We start from the raw sequence: 25,626 nt of genomic DNA on the forward strand, positions 1-25,626 counted from the left end.
CTACTTTCATGAAAAACGATTCACCCAAAAACCAAATCACTCATTTTCAACGAAATAAAAACAAATAGGTTTTATCATTAAAATAGTAGATTTGATTTTTAAAATCATTCTATGCTTATTTTTACAACGAAAAACCTATTCTTTTTCATAATTATACTAATCCTTTCTTTAAAAATTAGTGCTCAACAATCAAATTCACTTGACTCTTTAACCAAAAAGAGTTTTCAAGAATTAACTGATTTATTTTATGCTAGTAAAAACGACACAGTCAAAGCTATTCAATATGCGAATGCTAATTATTTAAAAGCCATACAAGAAAAAGATACTATGGAGATGATAAGTTCTAAATATATTTTAGCTGATATTAAAAACAACAGTAACATTTTTTTAAACTTTTGTGACTCTTTAATAAAAGTTTACTCTAAAAAACCAACTAAAAATTTTCCCTCAGCAATATATTTACGTAAGGGAAAATATTATTTTCACAATAAAAAAAACAGTGATGCTTTAAATCAATTTACATTAGTTAGTAAACAGTTAAGAATTAATAAAAATGATAGCTTAAGAACAATAAACTATTTATTTTTAGGCTTAATGAAATCTGTAATAAAAAAAAATAAGGAACCCTTTTTCTATTTAAAGAAATCATATTCTTTGTTTAATAAAAACAAAAATTACCAATCTAATAAAGATTTAATTTCCTTACCTGTTAATATAGCCATAAGATATAATAAATTAAATATGTTTGATTCAGCATCTTATTATAACATAAAAGGTATTAAATTATATAAAAAACTAAAAGATGAAGAATACCTAGGGTCGTCATACTACATAAAAGGAATGATAGAATTTAATCAAAAAAAATTTAAAGAATCTATTAAATCTATCCAAAAATCAATACCTTCTTTCATAAGTGATGAAAATGTCCCTTTATTAATTAGTAGTTACAGTAAAATCGCTAGATGTTACGAATTAAGTAACAAAGATCTAGCCTGCATACACCACTTAAAAGTAGACTCATTATACAATAAAACAAGAATCAAAAATTTTAATATAAAATATAGTTTTCTATTTCTAATAAACTACTACAAACAAACTAGTAATATTGAAAAACAACTTGTATATATAAATAAACTCCTTGAACTAAAAGAATTTGAATTAACTGAAAAAAACAAAATAGAAAAAACATTCACAGAAGAATATGACATTCCTAATTTACTTGCTGAAAAGAAAAAAATAATATTAGAATTAGAAAATAACGTTAAAAAATCTAAACGAAATATAATTATAGCTATACTAATTATTTTTGCCAGTATCATATTAGTATTCTACCAAATAAGAAAAAAGAAAGTTTATAAAAAACGTTTCTTAGCAATTGTAAACCAAGAGAATTTTATTAACCCAAAACTTTCACCCAAAGAAAAAACTACAGGTAATAAACCAAAGCTTTCAAATTCAATAGTTACAGCTATTTTAAAAGAACTTGATACTTTTGAGAAAGAAGAAGTGTATTTACAAAGTGATAATAGTCTACAAAATTTAGCCAGTAAATTAAATACTAATGCCAATTATTTATCTAAAGTGATAAATCAACATAAAAACACCACATTTTCAAACTATATTAATAAATTAAGAATTGAATATTCTGTAAAAAGATTGAAAACTGACCCTTTGTGGAGAAAATACACTATTAAAGCTATTGCTAGTGAAGTTGGGTTTAAAAATGCAGAATCGTTTTCAAAAGCTTTTGTTAAATTTACTGAACTCAAACCTTCTTATTTCATTAAAAATTTAGAAAAATAAACATCCCTCTCATTTTAACTTAAATTAACATAATTAGGTGTTACAATTTAGTAGATTGCATGAAAAATTTTTCAAATGAAACACCTTTCACTACTATTTACATTTTTAACACTACAACTCTTCTCACAAGAGACCCCCAATTGGTTAAGACACTCTTCAATATCCCCAGATGGAAAAGAGATTGTTTTTACTTATAAAGGCGATTTATATAAAGTTCCTTCAACCGGTGGTAATGCAATTCAATTAACTTTTCATAAAGCACACGATTACAAGGCTATTTGGAGTAAAGACAGTAAAAAAATTGCATTTTCTTCTAATAGATATGGAAATTTTGACATTTTTATTATGGATGCCAGAGGTGGTGAAGCAAAAAGGTTAACTTTTCACTCTGGTGATGAAGTTCCTTTTACTTTTTCTGCAAACAATAAAGATGTTATTTTCGGAGCGCAACGTCAAGATCTAGTAAATCATAGACAATATCCTACAGGCTCTCAACCAGAATTATATAGTGTACCTACAATTGCTGGACGAGTTAGCCAACTGTTCACCGTACCTGCTGAATATGTTCAGGTTTCTAAAAACGGTAACACCATGTTATACCACGATAAAAAAGGTGGTGAAAACGAATGGCGTAAGCATCATAAATCTTCTATTACTAGAGATATATGGAAGTATGATACCAAAAATAATACTCATAAAATGATTACTTCTTTTGCTGGAGAAGACAGGCATCCTTTTTTCTCTGAAGATGAAAAGAGTATGTATTATTTAAGCGAGAAAAGTGGCTCTTTTAATGTTCATAAAATGAATATTAACAATTCGAATCAAGATCAACAATTAACAAACTTCAAATTACATCCAGTACGTTTTTTAAGTATTGGTAGTGGAATTTTAAGTTTTGGATACGATGGTGAGTTATATACAATGAAAGAAGGTAAAAAACCTTCAAAAGTATCAGTTATTATTAGAACTCAAGTTAAAGATAATAGTGATAAATTCATATCAATCAATGGTGGTGTTAACGAAATGGCAATATCTCCAAATGGAAAAGAAATAGCTTTTATTTCTAGAGGTGAGGTTTTTGTTACTTCTGTAAACGAATCTTTTACTAAAAGATTAACTAACACACCAGAAAGAGAACGCTTTGTAACTTGGTCTGCTGATGGAAAATCAGTTGTATATAGTAGTGAAAGAAATGGGAAATGGAGTATTTATAAAACAGAAAAAGTTAGAAAAGAAGAACCTTTCTTTTTTGCTTCTACTCTAGTTAAAGAATCTCCAATTATAGAAAACAAATTAGATAATTATTTACCTGAGTTTTCACCTGACAGTTCTAAAATAGCATTTGTTGAAGGAAGGCGTACATTAAAGGTAATGGACTTAAAAACTAAAAAGCAAGTAACTTTATTAACTCCTAAAGATTTATTTCACATGAGTGATGGAGATAAATATTTTACTTGGAGCCCTGATAGTAAATGGCTATTAGTTGGATGGAGCAAAACATTAAGCAATAGCGAAGTGTTATTAATGGCTGCTGACGGAACTAAACGTATAAACCTAACTGAAAGTGGTTATAGAGATTATTATCCGAAATGGGTTAATGGAGGAAAACAAATGTTATGGTTTAGTAATAGAAACGGATTAAAATCTTATGCTACAAGTGGACGATCACAAACTGATGTTCACAGTATGTTTTTTACTCAAGAAGCTTGGGACGAATTTAATCTTAGCGATGAGGAGTTTAAATTAATGAAGGCCATTAAAGCTATTAAGGCTGAACAAAAAAAGAAAGAGAAGAAAAAAGCTACTGACAAGAAAGATAAAAAAGACAAGAAAAAAGATAAAAAGAAAGCTAAAGACAAAAAAGAAGTAAAACCACTTACTTTTGATTGGGATAGCATGAAAGATAGAACTAAAAGATTAACCATACATTCTTCTAGTCTTGGTGATGCTGTTTTATCTAAAAAAGGTGATGTTTTATATTATTTAGCACGTTTTGAAGGTAAAATGAATCTTTGGAGTACAAATTTACGAACCAAAGAAACAAAAATGGTGATGCGATTAAATGCCAATTTCGGTTCTTTACAATGGGATAAGCAAATGAAAAACTTATACCTTTTAAGTGGTGGTAGAATTTCTAAAATTAGTCCAGCTAAAAAGAGTAAAAAGTCAGTGAAAATAAAAGGTGAAATGATGCTGAATACCGATGCTGAAAGAGAAGCAATGTTTAATCACGTATGGATAAGAACCAATGCGATTTTTTACCATCCTGATTTTCATGGAACTGACTGGAATAAAATGAAAAGAGAATATAAAAAATACTTACCTTCTATTGGTAATTCTTTTGAATTCTCTGAAATGCTTTCTGAAATGTTAGGTGAATTAAACGTATCTCATGCTGGGGCTGGTTACAGAACAAGTATTAGAAATGCAGATGCAACTGCTTCATTAGGTATTTTTATGAATTACAATCATAAAGATAATGGTATTTTAATTGATGAAATTATCAAAGATGGACCACTTGATAAATCATCTTTCAATGTCAAAGCTGGTATGATAATAGAAAAAATTGACGGTGTTACCATTAATAAAAATGAAGATGTTGCCAAATATTTAAATAGAAAAGCAGGGAAATTTGTATTACTTGATATTAAAGATCCAAAAACAAAAAAAGAACAATCAATAACTGTTAAACCTATCTCTTTAGGTCAAGAAGGTCGTTTACTATATAAAAGATGGGTTAACATCAATGAAAAAGAGGTAAACAAATTAAGTAATGGTAAATTAGGTTATGTTCATATTCCAGGAATGAGCGATGGCCCTTATAGAAGTATTTATAAAGACATCATGGGGAAATTTTCAGAACGTAAAGGAATTATTATCGATACACGTTTTAATGGTGGTGGTGATCTAGTAGCAGATTTAGCTATGTTCTTTACAGGTGTTCCTTTTATTTCTTATGAAACAGAAGCTAAAGTAGTTGGAGGTGAACCTACTTCTCGTTGGACTAAACCAACACTATCTATTTTTAATGAAAGCATGTATTCTGACGGACATTGTTATGCTGCTGGATATACAGATCTTAAAATTGGAAAAACTGTAGGTATGCCAGTTCCTGGTACTTGTAGCTTTGCAGGATGGGAAGGTTTACCAAACGGAAGCTACTGGGGAGTTGTTCCTGTAAGTGCTAAAGATAAGTCGGGAAGATGGATGGAAAACAATCAAACGATGCCTATGATTAAAGTAAAAAATATGCCAGGTATTATTGATAACGGTCGTGATCAACAATTAGAACGATCTGTATCTGAAATGCTGAAAGACATCAAGTAATTTCTTACATAAAAAAACTGAAAAAAGGTTAAAGTATAGTATACTTTAACCTTTTTTCATTGCTGTACTGTATGATATTTTTTTCTAATTAAGGCTTAATTTATTTTAGTTTTAGAAATATAAAAATCGCATTAATCTATATTATAATTTACTATCCAATAAAACACAGTAACAAATTACTTAGGTTTTTTGTTTCTTCTTTTTAGCGGCAGGAAACAACACATTATTTAAAATTAAGCGATACCCAGGTGATGTTGGGTGCAAATCTAATTCAGTTTTAGGGTCTCCAACTCTATGTTGGTAATCTTCTGGATCGTGACCTCCATAAAAAGTAAACATCCCCTTTCCTTTCGTACCATGAATATATCGAGCTTCTCCGTTGGTTTTACTATCTCCCAACACCATCACTGTAGATTTTATCAACTTTCTGTCAAATGAAGTAGTTTGCCCCATAAAACCTTTTACTAATTGCGTATGGCTTTGAGTAAGCATTGTTGGTACTTGATCCCACTTTGCAGAAAATTCTTTCAATGTAAAATAATCAGTCTCTTTATTAATTCTACGTTTTCTAGTCATATCAATTGAAGAAAACTCGTAAGTAGTTGGGTTTCTAATTAATTCAAAATTTTTAAATGCAAAAGTTTTAGTAAAATCTATTTTTGATTGATAACTTGGTTCCGAAGGATCTCCATCAAACATTCCTTCGCAAATATCAACTCCATCTGCAGCTAAAGCGATATCAAAACTATCGGTAGCAGAACACATAGCAAACATAAAACCTCCACCAATTACATAGTCTCTTATTTTTTTAGCTACTGCTGCTTTTTCTTCAGATACCTTATTATAGCCTAATTTTTTAGCTAAGGCTTCAGCATCTTTCTTTTGTTGAATATACCAAGGCGCTGTTCTGAAAGCTCCATAAAAACGTCCATATTGCCCTGTAAAATCCTCATGATGAAGATGTAACCATTCATACAATAATAATTCATCTCCTAATACATCATCATCATATACAACATCAAAAGGAATTTCAGCATAGGTTAAAACCATTGTAACCGCATCATCCCAAGGCATTTTATTTTTTGGAGAATATACTGCTATTTTTGGAGCCTTTTCTAATGTTACCGCCTCTTGATTTTTTGAGGGTGAGGAAATTCCTTCTAAAATTAGTTGTGATTTTGCATCACTTATTATCTTATATGAAACCCCTCGAATTTTACACTCCTTCTCTATAGCTTCGTTGTTTTCAATTAAAAAAGCACCTCCATCATAATTTAATAACCATTTTGCTTTTAAACCGTTTTGCAGCGCAAAATAAACAATTCCGTATGCTTTTAAATGATTTTTTTGATTATCGTGGCTCATTGGTACATAAATAAATGATGCCCAAATAGTATTTGATAAGAATATAAAAATTAATGTGTATATCGTTTTTTTCATTTCAAAAACTAAAATACACAATTACATTTATGTAACTGTGTATTTATATAACTTTATAATTTGTTTATTATTTTAAAAAGGAACGTCATCCATTCCACCATTATCAGAAGGGCCAAAAGCATCTTCAGGAGAAGTAAAATTGTTTGATGCAACTTCATCATTAAAACTTGAATTCATACTTGATTGGAATTCACTACTAAATCCTTCTTCTAAATCTGAGAACTTTGCTAAGTGACCAGTAAATTTCAAACGTATATTATCCAATCCACCATTACGATGTTTTGCAACAATAAATTCTCCTTGTCCTTCACATGGAGAATGATCATCATCATCCCACTCAGTCATTCCATAATACTCAGGTCTAAAAATAAACGATACAATATCTGCATCCTGCTCAATTGCTCCAGATTCACGAAGATCGGATAATAATGGTCGTTTACTACCTCCACGAGTTTCTACCGAACGTGATAATTGTGATAAAGCAATAACTGGAATATTTAATTCTTTACCAAGAGCTTTTAAATTTCGTGAAATAGTAGAAATTTCCTGTTCACGATTACCACCTGACCCACCAGCTGTCATTAACTGTAAATAATCAATAACTAATATTTTAACATCATGTTGCGATACTAAACGTCGTGCTTTTGCACGTAAATCAAAAATTGATAATGCTGGAGTATCATCAATAAAAATTGGAGCATCAGATAGTTTTTTAACCTTAACATTTAATTGTTCCCATTCATGAGGCTCTAGATTTCCTTTACGTAATTTCTCAGATGTTAATCCTGTTTCCGAAGAAATCATACGGGTTATTAATTGTACAGATGACATCTCTAATGAAAACACAGCTACTGCATGATTAAAATCAATAGCCATATTTTTGGCCATCGATATTACGAAGGCAGTTTTTCCCATACCAGGACGAGCTGCAATAATAATTAAATCGGAAGGTTGCCAACCAGAAGTTAATGCATCTAATTTTGTAAAACCTGTTGCCAAACCACTCATTCCTTCTTTGGTAGAAATTTCCTGAATCTTTGTTATAGATTGTTGTACTAATGAATCTGCTTTTTCTGCCCCTTTCTTAAGGTTACCTTGTGTTACCTCAAATAATTTCCCTTCAGCATCATCTAATAAATCAAAAACATCAACAGTTTCATCATATGCATTTTCAATGATTTCAGAAGAAATAGTAATCAACTTACGTTGAATATATTTTTCAAGAATAATTCTTGAGTGAAATTCAATATGTGCAGATGAAGCTACTTTTTGTGTTAAACCTATAATATAAAAGTCGCCACCTACTAGTTCTAATTTTGCATTTTTCCTTAGCTGATTCGATACAGATAATAAATCAATAGGTTCAGAATTTTGGAAAAGTGCATATATAGCAGTGTAAATTTCTTGATGACGTTTGTCGTAAAACGCTTCAGGATGTAAAATATCAATTACGGTATCAATTCCTTTTTTATCAATCATCATAGCACCCAAAACAGCTTCTTCAAGGTCTAAAGCTTGTGGTGGAAGCTTCCCCTTTTCTAAACTAACAATACGTGCTTTATCTATTTTTGTACCTCTAACTGATTGCATTTTCTCCATGACGACAAATGTAATTTTTTATGATGATATTTGTAGGAGCTAACCTCAACTTTCTTTTTACACATTTTTTGTAAACAAAATTGTTATTAACTTGTTGATAACGTTCTATCTTTATTATTTTTGATGGCAATGAAATACTCTAAAACAAACATTTTATTAGCAATATTATTACCTATTCAAGTACTATTAGTGCAATTTTTAAGCCAAAAACCAATTTGGATTGAGCAGTATTATAGCAACGGGATTTATAAAATAATATCAAAAACACTTCGTGCAATTTTAGGATGGATTCCTTTTTCTTTTGGTGATATTATAGGACTTCTTTTAATACTTCTTTTTATAAAAGGACTTTATAAATTAATCAAAACTAAATTTACAACTTTCATTCCTCAATTACTAAAACTTCTTTCGTTTTTTTCAGTAATTTATTTTTGCTTTTATACTTTTTGGGGCTTGAATTATTTTAGAGAACCTTTGGCAAAAAACTTAGGATTACAACAATCTGAATACACCACTAGTCAGCTTTATAATGCTACTGAAAAAATAGCTACTCAATTAACAAAAATTCATTTTCAAATTACTCAAAATGACACGCTAGAAGTTATTGTACCGTATTCTTCAAAAAAAATATACCAATTAGCTCCTAATGGTTTTGATGAATTAGCTAAGATTTATCCACAACTTTCCTATAAAACATCGTCTGTAAAAAGTTCATTAGTTAGTTTGTTACAATCATATAATGGCACTTCTGGATACATTAATCCAATAACAGGGGAAGCTCAAGTAAACAATCAAATTCCTAAAACAGGATATGCCTCTACTACTTGCCATGAGATGGCACATCAAATTGGATGGTCTGCTGAAAACGATGCTAACTTTGTAGGTTTTTTAGCTTGCATAAACAATAATGATATTTATTTTAAATATGCTGGTTATAGAATGGCTTTTCGTTACTGTATAAATGAGCTAAACAAACGAGATAAAAAGCTTGCCAATACTCTTAAAAAAACAGTAAATAAAGGTGTTTTTAAAGATTATAAAAACAGTTATTTACATTGGAAACAATTTGACAACCCTATTGAACCTTATTTAAAGAAAGGCTATAATTCATATTTAAAAGCAAACAATCAAGCTAATGGGATTAAATCTTACAGTTATGTAGTAGATTTGCTTATTGCTTATTTTAAAAACAATTAGAAACTATCTAAAAATATTGACAAATTCAGTATTATGAAAAAACTTATTGCTCTTTTCCTTTTTTCACTATTTATATCTTGTAATTCTTCTGAATTAAAAAAAGATTTTAACTGCTCAGTAGGCTCAAATTATTCTGGTTTAAAAAAATTTGATGATTTTAGAAATTTATTTGCTATAAAACTACCAAAAAAATGGAAGGTTAATCTATATTATGATAACGGACAAACTTCTATTTATGCAGCTGACACCACATTAAGTCTAACCAAAACTACTTTATTAGATGCTTCTATAATTCATTCCCCTACATTTATTGATGCTACATTTAAGCAAAAGGTTTCAGCTGATAATACTAAAATGAAATTACAAGAAGTAAAAACAAAAGATTTCAAGTTATTTAATAAAGACTCCTATTATAGTTTAGCTAAAGGAAAAAAAGGAAAATATCCCTATCATATTTTAAATGTTTTCACGAAAGTAAATAGTGATAATTTTTTACATGTAAAAACAGAAGTTTATGGTGATGATTTAGTTGATGAACGTATTTGCAAAGCCATAAATTTAATTAACGAAATACAGTTGAAATAAGTATTTTTGGATTTTAAAATTAAAACAATGAACAAACAACATATAATTGATCGATTTATAAAGTACGTTACAATTGATACCGAAAGTGATCCTAACAACCCTGCTTTCCCTAGTACTGAAAAACAATGGGACCTTGCTAAAGTTCTTGAAAAAGAATTAAAAGAAATTGGTATGATTGATGTTGAATTAGATAGTAATTGTTATTTAATGGCAACATTACCTAGTAATTTAGACTATGATGTACCAACTATCGGTTTTGTTGCACATATAGATACAAGTCCTGATTTTACTGGAGCAAATGTAAAACCACAAATTCATGAAAATTATGACGGAAAAGATATTCTTTTAAATGAAAAAGAAAACATTGTTTTATCTCCTAATTATTTTGAAGATTTATTACAATATAAAGGTCAAACTATAATTACAACTGACGGTACTACTTTACTTGGTGCCGATGATAAAGCTGGAGTTACTGAAATCGTTTCTGCCATGGAATATTTAATTCAAAACCCTGAATTAAAACACGGTAAAATACGTATTTGTTTTACACCTGATGAAGAAGTTGGTAAGGGTGCTCACCTATTTGATGTTGAAAAATTCGGGGCTGAATGGGCATACACTATGGATGGTAGTCAAATTGGTGAATTAGAATACGAAAACTTCAATGCAGCTGGGGCCAAAATTAAAATTAACGGTAAAATTGTTCACCCTGGTTATGCCAAAGGAAAAATGATCAACTCAATGACAATTGCTAGTGAGTTTATTAATGCTTTACCTGAAAATGAAGTTCCTGAAAAAACTACTGGGTATGAAGGTTTTTTTCATTTACATAATATGGAAGGTGAAGTAGAAAAAACTACTTTACACTATATTATAAGAGATCATGACATGGATTTATTTAAAAACCGAAAACAAGCAATGCTTGATTTAGTTGATGTTATGAATCAAAAACTGGGCAAAGACTTAATTGAAATTGAAATGAAGGATCAATACTATAATATGAAAGAGAAGGTTACTCCTGTTATGCATATAGTTGATATTGCTGAAGAAGTGATGAATGACATGGGAATTACTCCTTTAATTAAAGCTATTAGAGGTGGTACAGATGGTTCTCAATTATCATATAAAGGATTACCTTGCCCTAATATTTTTGCTGGTGGACATAATTTTCACGGAAGATATGAATATGTTCCTGCTGAAAGTATTGTAAAAGCAAGTGAAGTTATTGTTGGAATTACTCAAAAGGTAGCTCAAAAATTTTCTTCATAAAAACTTTTAGTTACAGCATAAAAAAAGACTTAGTTAAAACTAAGTCTTTTTTTATGCTGTTTATATTTTTTAATCCTCTTGAAGTATTTTTGTTTTTCTAAACATTAACCAAATCCCTATCATTACTAAAGGAATACTTAGCACTTGACCTGTATTTAATGTATTAAACACCCAATCTTCTCTTCCTTCAATTTGTGCTTCTTTTAAGAACTCTATGAAAAATCGTAAAGACCACAACACAACCATGAACAACCCGAATAAAAACCCAGTTTGCTTCTTTTTATCAGTTTTCCAATAAAAATACCATAACGCAAAAAACAAGGCTAAATAACTAAACGCTTCATACAATTGAGTTGGATAGCGTGGTTCTGATTCACCAGCTCTTTTAAATATTACACCAAAACTTGAACCTGTAGCTTTCCCATAAATTTCTGAGTTAAAAAAGTTTCCTAAGCGAATAAAAAAACCTGCTAAGGCAACCATAATACCTAATCTATCTAAAATAAATAACCACGGTTTTTGCAGATGTTTTTTCGCATAAAAGTATAAAGCTAAAGGAATTCCTACTGCTGCACCATGACTAGCAAATCCTGTAAAACCAGTAAATTTCCAATCTTTTAAAAAACCAAATAAAGCAGTAGCTCCATCTTGTTTTTTAAAAGGTAAAAATATTTCTAATAAATTATTTTGGTAATAACCCCAATTATAGAAAAATACTTCTCCTAAACGCATACCTATTAACATCGATACAAAAACATACATAAATAAAGGATCTAGTTTTTCAACAGGAACCTTATCATTTATATAAATTTTCTTCATTAAATGCAATCCTAAAATAAAAGCAGCTACGAACATTAAACTATACCATCTAATACCAAAACCTCCTATTTTAATAATCTCAGGATTCCAATCCCATACGATAGATAAAAAACTCATGTATTTTAAATTTAATTTTTATATTACTACAAGTTGAATAAAATTACTTTTTTATTTCTCTTGCAATAACGATTATTTATTTTTTTTTTCTGGCACTGGATCATACCCACTTCCACCCCAAGGATGACAACTAAAGATTCTTTTTAAAGCCAACCACCCACCGTAAAACAACCCGTGCTTTTGTAATGCCTCTATTGTATAATGTGAACATGTAGGTGAATATCTACAGGTAGCAGGTGTAAATGGTGATATTGCTGTTTGATAAAAACGTACTAATAAAACAAACGGATATGTTAGTATTTTTTTCAAATTAATTCCAATCATTTTTTAATAATTCATACCTTCTATCAGTACAATTATCATATTCATTATAAAACTCTTTTACTGGCTTAAAAAACTTAGCTAAAATTTTATTTGATGCTATATTTTCAACCCATACATCAGCAGTAATTTTTTCAAATTTTAAAACATTGAAAGAATATTCTATCATTTTTTTAGCTATTTCAGTAGCATATCCTCTACCCCAAAAATCTTTTCTAAAACGATATCCTAATTCTCTATTTTTTTCTTCATTTGTTAGAAAACCTATCAACCCAATTAAATCTTCTTTATTTTTTTCAAAAACACCTAAAAGACTTAAACTATTTCCTACTATATCTCCATTAAAAGAAAGTGCTAATTGAAATTTGTTTTCAATATTATCTTCTGAGGGTTTATTTTGAGGAATAGCTTTTATTATTTCTTCAGCCGTTAATAACTCAACAAATTCTTTTTTATGAATCTTTTGTATCGCTTTAACGATGAGCCTTTCAGATTGAAAAACCATAGCTTCTAATTTATTGAAAAACTAGTTCCTTCTCTACCATCTTTCAACTGAATACCTAATTCTAATAATTCATCTCTAATTTGATCAGACAGTGCCCAGTCTTTATTTTCTCTTGCTTCTTTACGTAATTTAATTAGCAATTCTACAACTCCATTAACTTTATCAGAACTTCCTTGAGTTACCTCATTCATTAAACCTAATACGTCAAAAACAAACGCATTCATGGTTTTCTTTAACTCTAATAAATCTTCCTCAGTTAAACTAGCCTTTTGCTCACGAATTAAATTGATTATTTTAACTGCTTCAAATAAGTGAGAAATTAAAATTGGAGTATTAAAATCATCATTCATAGCAGCATAACATTCTTTTTTCCAGTCTTGAACATTAAAAGTTGACTCACTTCCTGCTTCAATTTTATCTAAATAATTAACAGCATCCATTAGCTTTCCATGACCTTTTTCAGAAGCTTCTAATGCATCACTTGAAAAATCTAATATACTACGGTAATTAGCTTGTAAATTAAAAAAACGAACAACACTTGGCATAAATGCTTTACTTAAAACATCGTTTTCTCCTGTTAAAATTTCATTAGGCAAAATATAATTCCCTGTAGACTTAGCCATTTTTTGGCTATTTAACAACAACATATTTGTATGCATCCAATAGTTAACAGGTGCTTTACCACTACATGTTTGAGATTGCGCAATTTCACATTCATGATGCGGAAACTTTAAATCCATTCCACCTCCGTGAATATCAAATTGTTCTCCTAAATATTTTTTACTCATAACAGAACATTCTAAATGCCAACCAGGAAATCCATCACTCCAAGGAGATGGCCAACGCATAATATGACGTTCATCTGCTTTTTTCCACAGAGCAAAATCTTGAGGATTTCTTTTATCAGACTGTCCATCTAAAGTTCTAGTATTATGTATTGCATCTTCAATTTTCCTTCCAGATAAGATTCCATAATTACCTGTTTTGTTGTATTTCAACACATCAAAATATACAGATCCATTTACCTCATAAGCAAATCCTTTATCCATGATTTCTTTAATCATTTCAATTTGTTCAACTATATGACCAGTAGCTGTTGGTTCAATACTTGGAGGTAAAAAATTATAATTTTTTAACACATCATGGAAGTCAACTGTATAACGTTGAACCACTTCCATTGGTTCTATCTCTTCTAAACGTGCTTTTTTAGCAATTCTATCTTCTCCTTCATCAGCATCATTTTCTAAATGACCTGCATCAGTAATATTACGTACATAACGTACTTTATATCCTAAATGTAACATATAACGATATACTACATCAAAGAACATAAAAGTTCTTACGTTTCCTAAATGAGCATTACTGTAAACGGTGGGACCACAAACATACATCCCTACCCTTCCTTCAATTACAGGTTTAAAAAGCTCTTTGCTTTTTGATAATGAGTTGTATACTTTAAGTTGATTTTCTTTATATAATTCCATAGAAAAAGTGACTATTTACAAATGCTAAAGATAGGCACTTTATGAAGAATGGCGAAATGGAATTTTAGTGAAGTTTTAAAAAAAATGTTAAGAATAAACAAAAGTTATTCAGTAATTGCTAACTGAGAATATTTACCCTCTATGTAAATTTTTTTATTTTTAGATTCTATTAAAAAAGTTCCGTTAATATTTTTACTTCCCATTTCTTTAAGCGTGACAGTAATCGGCTTTCTTATGGAATACAATGAAGGGTTTTCTTTTATTTCAAAATTAAATTGTTGATTGATTCCTGAAAGGTTTACAGAAGCATTTGCTGAACTTAAAAACATTTTAAACTGACCATAATCTGGATGAATTTTATCTATCTTTAAATCTCCAAATTTATGAACTAACTTAACATTTTTATACACATCAACTATTGTAATATCAGAAGATTTTGAATTTACAACTGTGTTAGTAACCGATGCTATTTTAGCATCGGTTACATTATTTAAAAATAGTGTACTTGTATTTAATGAATTAATTTTAACTGGTGAAAACGAAATATTCAATTTACCTCCGTTTAAAGCATCTGCTTTGAAGTTACCATAACTTACTTTTCCGTTTACCTTTGTTTTAGGTAATTTAACCTTGCAATGGCGAGTATTTAAATTAAATGTGGCATTCTTAGGAACCTTTACTTTTATTTTTTTTACTATTTTAACTTTCTTTCCATTAATCATTAAATCATTTCCTTTACTATTAGTAATGTATGAGTAACTTAATTGAGTGTTTTTAAGCTGTTTCCTCGCTAATTCTAATGCTTTTTTCACTTCAACCCTATTAATCTTTCTAAGCTCTTTCCTTGCTTTTGCTAACGCTTCTCTTTTTTCTAAGCGTTTCTTTTTTAATGCTTTTGAACGTTTTTTTAATGTTTTTTTTCTTTTTTCTTGCTGTTTCTTAAACTTTTTATATTCTTTTGTTTTTTTAAACTTTTCCCATTCCTTTTTTGATTTTATAGTAACATTATTCACTCCGTCTTTCCATTGAAAAAAATAAGTATCTCCATCTTTTGAATATTTATCAAAATCAAATTCAATATTCTCTAGCCCCTTCATAGCATCATCAATGTCAATGTTAAAATCTTCCAGTTCTATTTCAGGAAGCACAAATAAATTATGATCATTATTATTGCTTAAGTTGTATACTGTTCCTTTAGGAAAATTAGTATTCCCTGATGAATTATAAAAAAATATATTATCATTCCCTATTGAGTGAAAGCTATTACTATTTGCTTTTATCTTAACAGTACTTTTATTACCTAAAGCTTCAAAGTTCCATCTTTTCAAATACTTTTCTGCTTCTTTTTTATCTATACCTTCTATTTCAATTGTAGCCTCTACAGCAACTTCATTTTTATTCCATGTAGTCACCTCTATTTCAGCATTTGAAGCATTAATATCTATTTCTACATTTTTATTAGTATAAAATTTTTCATTAAACTTTTTTTCTACTTTCTGAGCCAACAAGGAACTTGTTATCAGTAATAAAAATACACTTATTTTAAATGGTTTGAGTGTCATTTTGATTTGGATTTTTAAATTCATGTAATTGTTTTTGCATACGTTTTAACAGCTGTAAACGCATTTGCAGGTTTCCAATCAATGCATTGATAGTATCATCGTTAATTCCTTTTTTGTTGAGCTCTTGGGTTAACGACTTATATTCTTTAGTTAACAACCCTAATTGGGTTAAATAACCATCAAATAATTCTTTATTTTCTTTTGTTAATTCTAACTGACTTAATTCGTAATTAATTGTATTTATGTAATATGATTCTATTGTTTTTAATTCAGGAGAGATGCTTCCTAAACTAATTTGTGAATCATTATTTAACTCTACTGAATTTGTTATTTTTGGTAAAGATTCTCCTTCAATGTTTGTTTTAGAAAATTTGATTCCTACTCCTACTAACAAAACAATTGATGCTGCAACATATAACCACTTATATTTTTTTATCTTACTTGGTTTTTCGTGTAATTCACTCAATAATTTTTGTTGAAATCGTACACGATGTTTCGATGATATTTTAACATTATTATTTGTATTATTTTTTAATATATCTCTAATATCTTTATCCATAATACACGTTTTTTAATTGTTCTTGCACCTTTTTCTTTCCTCTCATTAAATGTGTTCTAGAAGTAACTTCTGATATTTCTAAAATCTGAGAAATTTCTTTATGATCATATCCTTCTAATAAATATAAACTTAACACAACTCTATATTTTTCTTTTAATTTATCTATACTACTAACAATATCATTATACGATATATTCATCCCTACGTTCCAATCATCATTTTCTTCTATCGAAGTTACTTCTTCATTTATAGAAACTAGAGTTAGCTTCCTTTTTTTTAACCAATCAATACTTTGATTAATTACAATTCTTTTTAACCAAGCTCCAAAAGCTACTTCTTCTTTATATAAATATATTTTTCTAAAAGCTTTGATAAAGGCATCTTGCATTATATCTTCTGCTTCAAAAGAATCTTTTACATACCTCAACGCTACTGTATACATAGCTTTATAATACAAATCATACAACTGCATTTGTGCCTTTGCATTATTTTGCTTACAAGCCTCAATAATAGATTGATGTAGCTGTTTAGTTGGTTTCATTTTTAATTTCTTGCCCTAAAGACGATTCTTTTTTAGGAGTGTTGCATTTTAGCTAAAAATTTATTTTTAAATTTACATTAATAATTCGTTTTTACTTTAATGATTAAAAAAAACAAATCGGCACTCTCTGAAAAAGATGGAGTTTCTCAACCTGAAACCACCAGTAAAAAATCTGCTCAAAAAATTAAATTAAACAGAAGAAAACAAACTTCTGCTAATGAATTTATAAAAAACATTTTAGCTGGTGATATTACTTTTTTAAGTAGAGCCATTACCTTGATTGAAAGCACTAATCCAAAGCACCAAAAAAAAGCCAATGAAATTTTAGATGCTTGTTTACCTCATGCCAATAACTCTGTTAGGATTGGTATTACTGGGGTTCCAGGTGTAGGGAAAAGTACTTTTATTGAGTCATTTGGAAAACATTTAACTTCCTTAGGTAAAAAGGTTGCTGTATTAGCTGTAGATCCAAGCAGTTCTATAAATAAAGGTAGTATTTTAGGAGATAAAACTAGAATGGAAGAGTTAGTTACCGATAAAAACGCTTTTATACGCCCTTCTCCTTCTGGAACTTCATTGGGTGGTGTGGCTCAAAAAACTCGAGAAAGTATTATTTTATGTGAAGCTGCTGGTTTTGATAGTATAATTATAGAAACTGTTGGTGTTGGACAATCAGAAACTGCTGTACATTCTATGGTAGATTTCTTTTTACTTTTAAAATTAGCTGGTGCTGGTGATGAACTTCAAGGAATAAAACGTGGTATTATTGAAATGGCAGATGCAATTGTTATTAATAAGGCCGATGGAGATAATGCTAAAATTGCTAAAATTGCCAAAGTTGAGTTTACTAGAGCACTTCATTTATACCCTCCTAAAGAAAATGGATGGGTTCCTAAAGTTTTAGTAGCAAGTGCTCTTAAACATCAAGGAATTGATAATATTTATAAAATGATCAATGATTATATTTCTGAGGCTAAAAGCACTTCTTTTTTTAATTCAAAAAGAAATATTCAAAATAAATATTGGTTATTAGAAACCATTAACCAACAATTAAAAGCAAATTTTTACAACAACCCAGAAGTTTCAAAATTACTAAGTACTGAAATTTCAAAATTAGAAAATGGAAAAACATCACCGTTTAGCGCTGCTAAAAGATTATTAAATATATAAACTATAAATACTTGTACTAATAAAATAGCTTAAAACACAAACAATGAATAACATTCAAAATAACGAATTAACATGGAGTGATTTCACAAAAGTTGAAATGCGAATTGGTACTATTATAACTGCAGAAATATTTAAAGAAGTTAAAAATCCTGCTTACAAAATGCAAATAGATTTTGGTGAATATGGAATCAAGAAAACGTCAGCTCAAATAACAAAACTATATACGCCTGAAGAATTAATTGGTAATCAAGTAATTGCTGTTATTAATTTTCCTAAAAAACAAATAGCAACTATGATGAGTGAATGTTTAGTTTTAGGTGGAATTGGTGAGAATAAGGAAGTAACTCTTATAGCTCCTGAACGAAATATTAAAAACGGAACCAGAATAGGATAGCTACTATTAAAGTAATAGTTTTAATAGTAGCTATTCTTTATAAAGAAAATTGCATTGTTATTAACAAACTAGATTTTATTCAAAAATGAATGAATTACATAAAATACTAGAAGAACTTATTGGTTTAACAGATAATGAGTGGGGGGTTTTTAAATCTCTTTTAAAAAAGAGAGACGTAAAAGCTAAAACATTAATCATTAAAGAAGGAAGTATTGCTAAAAACTTATATTTTATTGATTCTGGATTACTAAGGTCTTATTATTTTCTAGATGGCAAAGAAATCAATTCTTATTTTTCATGTGATAACCAATTCATATCTATATTTTCTAGCTTTATAAATCAAACTCCTTCTTTAGAAATTTTAGAAACTATTGAAGATAGTTGCATTTATGAATTATCATATTATTCTTTGTCGGAATTATATACCAAATCAGCAAATTTTGAAAAGTTAGGTAGAATTTTAGCTGAAAAAAATTATTTGTGTGCTCTTGAGAGAACTTCTACTATGCAAACAAAAACCGCTAAAGAGAAATACTTAGATTTTATAAAAAAGTATAATAAAAAAATTGTCCAAAGAGTACCGCAACATCAAATAGCAAGTTTTCTTGGAATTGCGCCTGAATCCCTTAGTAGAGTTAGAAAGGAAATTACTATTTCTTAACAAATATCAATGCAGGTACTTTATACCTATTGTTTCTTTGTTTTAATAAATCTAAAACAAAAATACAATGAAATTTACTTCTATAATTAAAGTATCAATTACCACCGCAATAGTTTTTTTTATAACTAGTATTTTATTTAAAGCTTGTTCTCTAAAACCTTCTGCTTGGAAGCCACCAGTAAACCCTAAATTTAACGGTGTTTTCTCAAAAAACGAATTACTAAAAACAACAAAAAAAGTAAATTTAAATGGTTGGTACGGACCTGAAGACATAGCAATAGATAGCCAAGGAAATCTATATTGTGGTGTTCATATTACAGAAACAGATTTCACAGATGGGAGAATTTTAAAAATTGACACTACAGGAAAAATATCCGTTTTTTGTAATACTCAATCTTGGGTAGCTGGATTACATTTTGATAAAAATGAAAACCTCATAGCCTGCGATTTAAAAAGAGGACTAATAAGTATTGATAAAAAAGGCCAAATAACAACTTTAGCCAAAGAAGATGAAAAAGGTAATAAATTTTTAATCCCTAATGATGTAGATATTGCAAGCGATGGAATCATTTATTTTTCAAATACATCATCAAAAATATCCTTTAGCAGAAAACATATTTGGAAAATCTTAATGGAAGTTAAGCCAGATGGTGGTCTTTATAGTTTTAATCCAATTACAAAAAATGTTAAGACTTTAATTGATGGCTCTTATTTTGGTAATGGGGTTGCTGTATCTGAAAATGATGAGTTTGTTTTAATGGTAGACTTAACTAAATATCGTATAATTAGATACTGGCTGAAAGGTGATAATAAAGGGAAAACAGATATCTTTTTAGAAAATTTACCTGGATTTCCAAACGGAATTTCAAGAAGGAAAGATGGTAGTTTTTGGCTTGGTTTTTCTACTAAAAGAGATGATATGTTAGATAAGATACAGCCTAGCCCACTACTTAAGAAAATTGTTTATGGCCTTCCTCTTTGGTTACAACCTAAAGTAGCTTCTTTTGGAATGATTATGCACGTAAGTAAAAAAGGAGATATATTAAAAACATATTATGATACTACAGGTAAATTTGTAGCTGAAGCCAGTTCAATTGAAGAACATAATGGTTACATATACATTGGTGGAGATATTGCTAATCATATAGGGAAGTTTAAATTGGAATAAAAACTTAATCAACTTATTTATACCACTATCTTTACTTTATAAAGTATGCACAATTCAATATTAATATGTGTTAAAAACATAAACACCAAACATTACTAAGGTGTTTATGTTTTTATTTTATACCTTTAATTAAAATCTGTTTATTAAAATAATGATTACATTAGAAAACGAATATCTAACTATTCAATTTAAAAAATTAGGCGCAGAGCTAACTAAAATATACTCTAAAGAAACTAAGTTAAATTATTTATGGAATGGTGATGCAACTTTTTGGAAACGTCATGCTCCTATTTTATTTCCAATTGTTGGTAAATTAAAAGGTAATACCTATAAAATAAATGGTGAATTTTATGAATTACCTCAACATGGGTTTGCTAGAGACTTAGAGTTTTCTATTGTTAATAAAACTACTTCTAAAATTACTTTTGAACTTACTTATTCAAAAGAAACACTAATTAACTACCCATTTAAATTTACCCTACAAGTTAGTTATGAATTGAAAAAAAATCAAGTGTTAGTTAATTACAAAGTCATTAATGTTGACGATACAACAATATTTTTTTCTATTGGCGCACATCCAGCTTTTAATTGTCCTCTTGTTAAAGGAACTTCTTTTAACGATTATTACCTTGAATTTGAAAAAGCAGAGAAACCTACCCAATTGTTTTTAAACCCACAAACTGGATTCAGAAATAATATTTCTAAAACAATAAATCTTGAAAAACAAATAGATCTATCTTATGATTTATTCAAAAATGATGCTTTAATGTTTGAAGGAATTGAATCAAAAAAGGTTTCTTTAAAGTCTAAAAAACATAATCATGGAATACATTTACATATTCCTAATTGGAGATATTTAGCCTTCTGGACAAAAAAAACAAACACTCCTTTCATTTGTTTTGAACCATGGATGGGTATTGCGGATAATGAAAATACAGATCAAGTTTATTCAACTAAAGAGGGAATTCAAGAACTTTCTGTAAATAAAACCTATGAAAATGAATATCGTTTTGAAGTTTTTTAAAACTTTAATTAATTATACTCACTAGGGTTTTTACCAAAATATTTTTTAAAAATTTTATTAAAATGACTCGAATCAACAAACCCTATTTTTTCTGCTATTTCTGACATATTTAAGTTTGTTTGTTTTAATAAACGCTCAGCTATTTTCATCTTCGAATTCGTTACATAGTTCTGAATGGAAATACCAGCTTCTTTTTTTATAAATGCACTTACATAATTAGGAGACATATTAAACTCTTTTGCTATTGTTTTTATTTTAATTTTTTCTTTATCAAGTATGTTTTGACGTATGTAACTTAATATATTTTCTATTCTTTCTTTCTTTGAAAGGATTATGTTATCAGATAAATCAAAGCTTGCCTTTATATTCCTTGAAACAATAATAAGTAAAGCACCAAATAATTCAAGTAATACATTTCTACTATAAACAGACGTATTTTTTATTTCTGTTTTAATTAGTTCATATAAAGCAAACAATTGTTTTCTATCAACATCATTTTTTACAATATTTCCAGTAATTGTATTGGTATGAAAAATTACACTCTCAACTCGATTCTTCCAACTAGTATTAGAAAAGAATTCTGTTTTTTCAATAAATAGTTGCTCAGTAAACTTTATAATTCCAAATTTAGTCGTTTCAGAAATTAAAAACTCGTGCTCATCTTTAGGTGTTAAAAAAAACAAATCTCCTTCTTTATAATTAATTATACTTTCATTTAGTACATGTTTCCCTTTTCCCTTTAAAATAAAGGTAAGCTCAAAAAAATTATGTTTATGCTTAGGGTGTCCCCACTCATTAATTGAAGTAAACTCTAGTACATCTAATGATTTTTCTAGATTAAATCTTGTTGCCATAAGCTATTCACATATTTATACAAATATATAATGAATTTATACATCAATACCACTAATTACACGACATAACTTTGTACTAACAAATCCTAATACAAAAATGAAAACTACTTTATTTACACCATATAATATGAATGGAATCTCATTAAAAAATCGTTTTTTAATGGCACCTATGACTCGTTCAAGAGCTGCCCAACCTGGTGACATTCCTAATAAATTAATGGCTACTTATTATGGACAGCGAACTTCTGCTGGTATTATTATTACTGAAGCTACTCAAATTTCCTTACAAGCAAAGGGATATGCTAAAACTCCAGGGATTTATACCCCTGAACAAATTAAAGGATGGAAATTAATTACTGAAGAAGTACACAAAAAAGGAAGTAAAATATTTTTACAATTATGGCACGTAGGTAGAGTATCAAGTTCAAGAGTAAATGGATTACAACCTATTGGCCCATCTTCAAAAATAGCCAAAGAAACCAATGTCTACATTTTTGATGGTGCTCCTAATGGTGACGCAACTTTTATTCCTGTTGAAGAACCAAAAGAAATGAACCCAAATGATATTAAACAAGTTATTGAAGAGTTTAAAATAGCTGCTAAAAATGCTATAGACGCTGGATTTGACGGTGTTGAAATCCATGGAGCTAATGGGTATTTAATAGACCAATTTTTAAGAAGTAACTCTAACATTAGAAAAGATAAATATGGGGGAAGTAAAGAAAATAGGATTCGTATTTTAAGTGAAATAACTCACGCAGTGGTAAATGAAATTGGAACTGATAAAACTGGTGTTCGCTTATCACCTTTTATAAGTTTTAAAGATATGAATGATCCGGAGATTTTAGAAACAATAATGTTAGCTGTTAAAAAGCTAGAAGAAATAGGTATAACTTATATTCATTTATGTGAAGCTGATTGGGATGATGCTCCTCTAATTCCAATCAACTTTAGAAAAGAATTAAGAAATACATTTAGTAAAACTATTATAGCTACTGGAAATAAAACTCCAGAAGAAGCTGATGAGTTATTACAAGAAAACTTAGTTGATTTAGTTGGTTTTGGTAGAAGTTTTTTAACCAATCCTGATTACCCAAAAAGAGTTGAAATGAATTTAAAAATGAACGAAATAATTGATAATCACACATTATTTGGCGGTGGAGATGCAAGAGGGTACACTGATTACCCTTTTATTAAAAAGTAAAAAACTTATCCTTAAAATAGTAAATCCAATGTTTTTTTACGTTGGATTTTTTTTGTTTCTGTTTCTATAAATTCAGAAATAAAATACACTTCTTTTGGGTACTCATATTTAGATAATAAAATGTTTTTATCTAAATCTAACCTACATTTCTTCCCCTCAACAATTAAAATTAACTTTTCTCCTAAAACAGTATCTGAAACTCCAGCTACAAAAAAACGCTGTGATAAAATATTCGAAAGTTTTTCTTCTATTACTTCAGGATGTAATTTTATTCCTCCAGAATTAATAACATTATCATACCGTCCTAACCATTCAAATTCAGTTTCAGATATTAATTTTATAACATCATTCGTTATTATTATTTCTTCTGATACTTTGGATGCTTTAATTACTAAACATTGCCTTTCATCTTTTTGTACAAATACATTAGGTAATGTTTTATAAAAAGATTGCTCAGGTCTATTTTTCGATGAAGAAAAATTATTTAACTTTTTAACAGCAATATGCGTGATAGTTTCAGTCATACCATAAGTAGCAAAAACCTCTGTAGAGATTCCTTGTATTTTTTCTACTAAATCAGTTGAAACTACACCACCACCAACTATTAATTTCTTCACTCTATATATTTCATTCAAAGATGCCTGTAACTGTAAAGGTACCATTGCAGAAAAATCATAAACTTTATCAATACCATCAAGTGGATTAGATTTTGGCTCAACCACATTAATATGCCAACCTAAAGTTAATGCTCTTACCAACATCATTTTTCCTGCTATATAGTTAGTAGACATGCATAAAAGCGCTGTAGTTTTTTCTTTTAAATTAAAAAAAGTTCCAGTAGCTATAGCTGAATTACGCATATGCTCTTTCTTTAATTGTATAGATTTAGGAGTACCTGTTGATCCAGAAGTTTGTACTACAATAAAATCTTCATCATTAAACCAATTAGAGAAAAAATGATAACTATCAACAGATAAACTTTTAGAATACTCTAATAATTCCTCCACATCTGTAAAACTTCGACTATTTAACTGAAAATCAATATTCATATTAATTTACTTTACCTATGTCTTCTAATACTTCATCACCTGCTGGAGCACTTATCTTTCCTACAAGTTTATCTTTCCAGTTATTCCATCCATATTTTTTAGAAAAGAATATTAACATTAAAGGATACAAAACAAATACTGGAAGAAACATCTCCAATCCAACTGAAGGCTCAGAGGTATCTATAAATAATGCATTTGTTTGAAAAACTGTCCAATCTGTCGTTACAAAAAATGCTGCTACGATATTATTAATGGCATGTAGCCCTAAAGCCAACTCAGTTCCTTCGTCCATTAATGTTGTTATTCCAAAAAACAACCCAGTTCCAATATAAAACACCATAGAAACAGCCCCTAATTTTTCAACTTCAGGGTTAGCCCCATGTAATAAACCAAAGGCTACTGATGTTATAAGTAAAGGAAGCCATCTATTTTTTACTAAAATTCCTAAAGCCTGCATAAAATAACCTCTAAAAAGAAGTTCTTCAAAACTAGTTTGTATTGGTAAAAACAAAAAGGATATAGCTACTAAAGTAAAAAAAGGTACGGCATTAAAATTCCATACATAACTCTCTGGTTCTAATAAAATACCAACTCCAATTACTAATGATGAAATAATTCCCCAAGTAAAAAAACCAAACCAAAAACGTTTCCAATCAATTTTGTTTCTACTTGTTACTATTGTTTTTACAGGTCTTTTATGAACAAACTTGATTCCTATAAACAAAAAAAGTAATCCCAAAGCAAACATTACTATCATCATAAATAAAAACAAGTTTTTATTTATATCTAATGTCATAAAATTATCATTAGCTGCTTGGGTAAATTCAGCAACATCAGCTGAATGGAGAATTGCTGTTAACGCTAAAGGCATTACACCTAAAAATTGCCAACCAAAAAAAACAATAAAAATAACAAGTATATACAAATACCATTTATTTTCTCCTTTATATGCCTGCTGTATAAAATTCATA

Annotated in this window: 23 protein-coding genes; 11 read left to right on the plus strand and 12 right to left on the minus strand. The window is 28.9% G+C overall.

All coding sequences use genetic code 11. From position 1 onward, the window contains the following. Window positions 1-111: 111 nt before the first annotated feature. Window positions 112-1,803: a helix-turn-helix domain-containing protein gene (locus DS884_RS04800; protein WP_113785983.1), complete on the plus strand. Its 1,692-nt coding sequence runs from the start codon at window positions 112-114 to the stop codon at window positions 1,801-1,803. A 75-nt stretch (window positions 1,804-1,878) separates the two neighbouring features. Further along, window positions 1,879-5,133, plus strand: a complete 3,255-nt coding sequence (locus DS884_RS04805; protein ID WP_113785984.1) for a S41 family peptidase — start codon at window positions 1,879-1,881, stop codon at window positions 5,131-5,133. A 180-nt stretch (window positions 5,134-5,313) separates the two neighbouring features. Here the strand turns inward: DS884_RS04805 and DS884_RS04810 are convergent, their stop codons facing one another. After that, complete coding sequence (locus DS884_RS04810; RefSeq protein WP_199488184.1) at window positions 5,314-6,573, minus strand: asparagine synthetase B; 1,260 nt, start codon at window positions 6,571-6,573, stop codon at window positions 5,314-5,316. A gap of 72 nt (window positions 6,574-6,645) precedes the next feature. Continuing rightward, window positions 6,646-8,172 (minus strand): replicative DNA helicase, encoded by a 1,527-nt coding sequence (gene dnaB / locus DS884_RS04815; protein WP_093870785.1) that lies wholly within the window; start codon window positions 8,170-8,172, stop codon window positions 6,646-6,648. A 129-nt stretch (window positions 8,173-8,301) separates the two neighbouring features. Here dnaB and DS884_RS04820 point away from each other — a divergent pair, with 129 nt between their 5' ends. The 3 genes from DS884_RS04820 to pepT are packed head-to-tail and all read left to right on the plus strand — an operon-like array spanning window position 8,302 to window position 11,223. Beyond that, window positions 8,302-9,369, plus strand: a complete 1,068-nt coding sequence (locus tag DS884_RS04820) for a DUF3810 domain-containing protein (protein ID WP_113786019.1) — start codon at window positions 8,302-8,304, stop codon at window positions 9,367-9,369. 33 nt (window positions 9,370-9,402) lie between these two features. Then, complete coding sequence (locus tag DS884_RS04825; RefSeq protein WP_093870783.1) at window positions 9,403-9,954, plus strand: hypothetical protein; 552 nt, start codon at window positions 9,403-9,405, stop codon at window positions 9,952-9,954. Between the two features lie 27 nt (window positions 9,955-9,981). After that, the gene (gene pepT, locus DS884_RS04830; protein WP_113785985.1) at window positions 9,982-11,223 is read left to right on the plus strand and encodes a peptidase T; all 1,242 of its coding nucleotides are present in this window, start codon (window positions 9,982-9,984) and stop codon (window positions 11,221-11,223) included. A gap of 69 nt (window positions 11,224-11,292) precedes the next feature. Here the strand turns inward: pepT and lgt are convergent, their stop codons facing one another. The 7 genes from lgt to DS884_RS04865 form a co-directional block, all read right to left on the minus strand. Further along, a complete protein-coding gene (gene lgt, locus DS884_RS04835) occupies window positions 11,293-12,159 on the minus strand; it encodes a prolipoprotein diacylglyceryl transferase (RefSeq protein ID WP_113785986.1) in 867 nt (288 codons plus the stop codon). A gap of 72 nt (window positions 12,160-12,231) precedes the next feature. Then, on the minus strand, window positions 12,232-12,483 hold the full coding sequence (gene yidD / locus DS884_RS04840) for a membrane protein insertion efficiency factor YidD (protein ID WP_176974397.1): 252 nt from the start codon (window positions 12,481-12,483) through the stop codon (window positions 12,232-12,234). Continuing rightward, complete coding sequence (locus tag DS884_RS04845) at window positions 12,470-12,985, minus strand: GNAT family N-acetyltransferase (protein ID WP_093870780.1); 516 nt, start codon at window positions 12,983-12,985, stop codon at window positions 12,470-12,472. Before DS884_RS04845 ends, yidD begins: the two co-directional genes overlap by 14 nt. 5 nt (window positions 12,986-12,990) lie before the next feature. After that, window positions 12,991-14,469 carry a cysteine--tRNA ligase gene (cysS, locus tag DS884_RS04850; RefSeq protein ID WP_093870779.1) on the minus strand — a complete coding sequence of 493 codons (1,479 nt, stop codon included), beginning with the start codon at window positions 14,467-14,469 and terminating at the stop codon, window positions 12,991-12,993. 104 nt (window positions 14,470-14,573) lie between these two features. After that, a complete protein-coding gene (locus DS884_RS04855) occupies window positions 14,574-16,031 on the minus strand; it encodes a hypothetical protein (protein ID WP_147239374.1) in 1,458 nt (485 codons plus the stop codon). After that, window positions 16,012-16,590 (minus strand): hypothetical protein, encoded by a 579-nt coding sequence (locus DS884_RS04860; RefSeq protein WP_113785988.1) that lies wholly within the window; start codon window positions 16,588-16,590, stop codon window positions 16,012-16,014. The genes DS884_RS04855 and DS884_RS04860 overlap by 20 nt, the downstream gene beginning before the upstream one ends. Continuing rightward, complete coding sequence (locus DS884_RS04865) at window positions 16,583-17,131, minus strand: RNA polymerase sigma factor (protein ID WP_113785989.1); 549 nt, start codon at window positions 17,129-17,131, stop codon at window positions 16,583-16,585. The genes DS884_RS04860 and DS884_RS04865 overlap by 8 nt, the downstream gene beginning before the upstream one ends. Window positions 17,132-17,230: 99 nt before the next feature. Here DS884_RS04865 and meaB point away from each other — a divergent pair, with 99 nt between their 5' ends. From meaB to DS884_RS04890, 5 genes are all read left to right on the plus strand, one after another. Further along, complete coding sequence (gene meaB / locus DS884_RS04870; RefSeq protein WP_199488185.1) at window positions 17,231-18,301, plus strand: methylmalonyl Co-A mutase-associated GTPase MeaB; 1,071 nt, start codon at window positions 17,231-17,233, stop codon at window positions 18,299-18,301. A gap of 43 nt (window positions 18,302-18,344) precedes the next feature. Continuing rightward, a complete protein-coding gene (locus DS884_RS04875; protein WP_093870775.1) occupies window positions 18,345-18,695 on the plus strand; it encodes a tRNA-binding protein in 351 nt (116 codons plus the stop codon). 85 nt (window positions 18,696-18,780) lie between these two features. Continuing rightward, window positions 18,781-19,356 (plus strand): Crp/Fnr family transcriptional regulator, encoded by a 576-nt coding sequence (locus tag DS884_RS04880; protein ID WP_113785990.1) that lies wholly within the window; start codon window positions 18,781-18,783, stop codon window positions 19,354-19,356. Window positions 19,357-19,423: 67 nt separating this feature from the next. Further along, window positions 19,424-20,524 (plus strand): SMP-30/gluconolactonase/LRE family protein, encoded by a 1,101-nt coding sequence (locus DS884_RS04885; protein WP_113785991.1) that lies wholly within the window; start codon window positions 19,424-19,426, stop codon window positions 20,522-20,524. Between the two features lie 151 nt (window positions 20,525-20,675). After that, entirely contained in the window at window positions 20,676-21,548 is an 873-nt protein-coding gene (locus tag DS884_RS04890; protein WP_113785992.1) for an aldose 1-epimerase family protein, read from the plus strand. An 8-nt stretch (window positions 21,549-21,556) separates the two neighbouring features. On the opposite strand, the gene DS884_RS04895 is transcribed toward DS884_RS04890, so the two are convergent. Continuing rightward, on the minus strand, window positions 21,557-22,402 hold the full coding sequence (locus DS884_RS04895) for an AraC family transcriptional regulator (protein WP_113785993.1): 846 nt from the start codon (window positions 22,400-22,402) through the stop codon (window positions 21,557-21,559). 97 nt (window positions 22,403-22,499) lie between these two features. Here DS884_RS04895 and DS884_RS04900 point away from each other — a divergent pair, with 97 nt between their 5' ends. Continuing rightward, window positions 22,500-23,606, plus strand: a complete 1,107-nt coding sequence (locus DS884_RS04900) for an alkene reductase (protein ID WP_113785994.1) — start codon at window positions 22,500-22,502, stop codon at window positions 23,604-23,606. A gap of 11 nt (window positions 23,607-23,617) precedes the next feature. Here DS884_RS04900 and DS884_RS04905 read toward each other — a convergent pair whose 3' ends face one another. Continuing rightward, entirely contained in the window at window positions 23,618-24,655 is a 1,038-nt protein-coding gene (locus tag DS884_RS04905) for an AMP-binding protein (protein ID WP_113785995.1), read from the minus strand. 1 nt (window position 24,656) lies between these two features. After that, window positions 24,657-25,625, minus strand: a complete 969-nt coding sequence (locus DS884_RS04910; RefSeq protein WP_093870768.1) for a CPBP family intramembrane glutamic endopeptidase — start codon at window positions 25,623-25,625, stop codon at window positions 24,657-24,659. Window position 25,626: the final 1 nt, after the last annotated feature.

It is taken from the genome of Tenacibaculum sp. E3R01, from assembly GCF_003318185.1.
Taxonomy (GTDB): domain Bacteria; phylum Bacteroidota; class Bacteroidia; order Flavobacteriales; family Flavobacteriaceae; genus Polaribacter; species Polaribacter halocynthiae.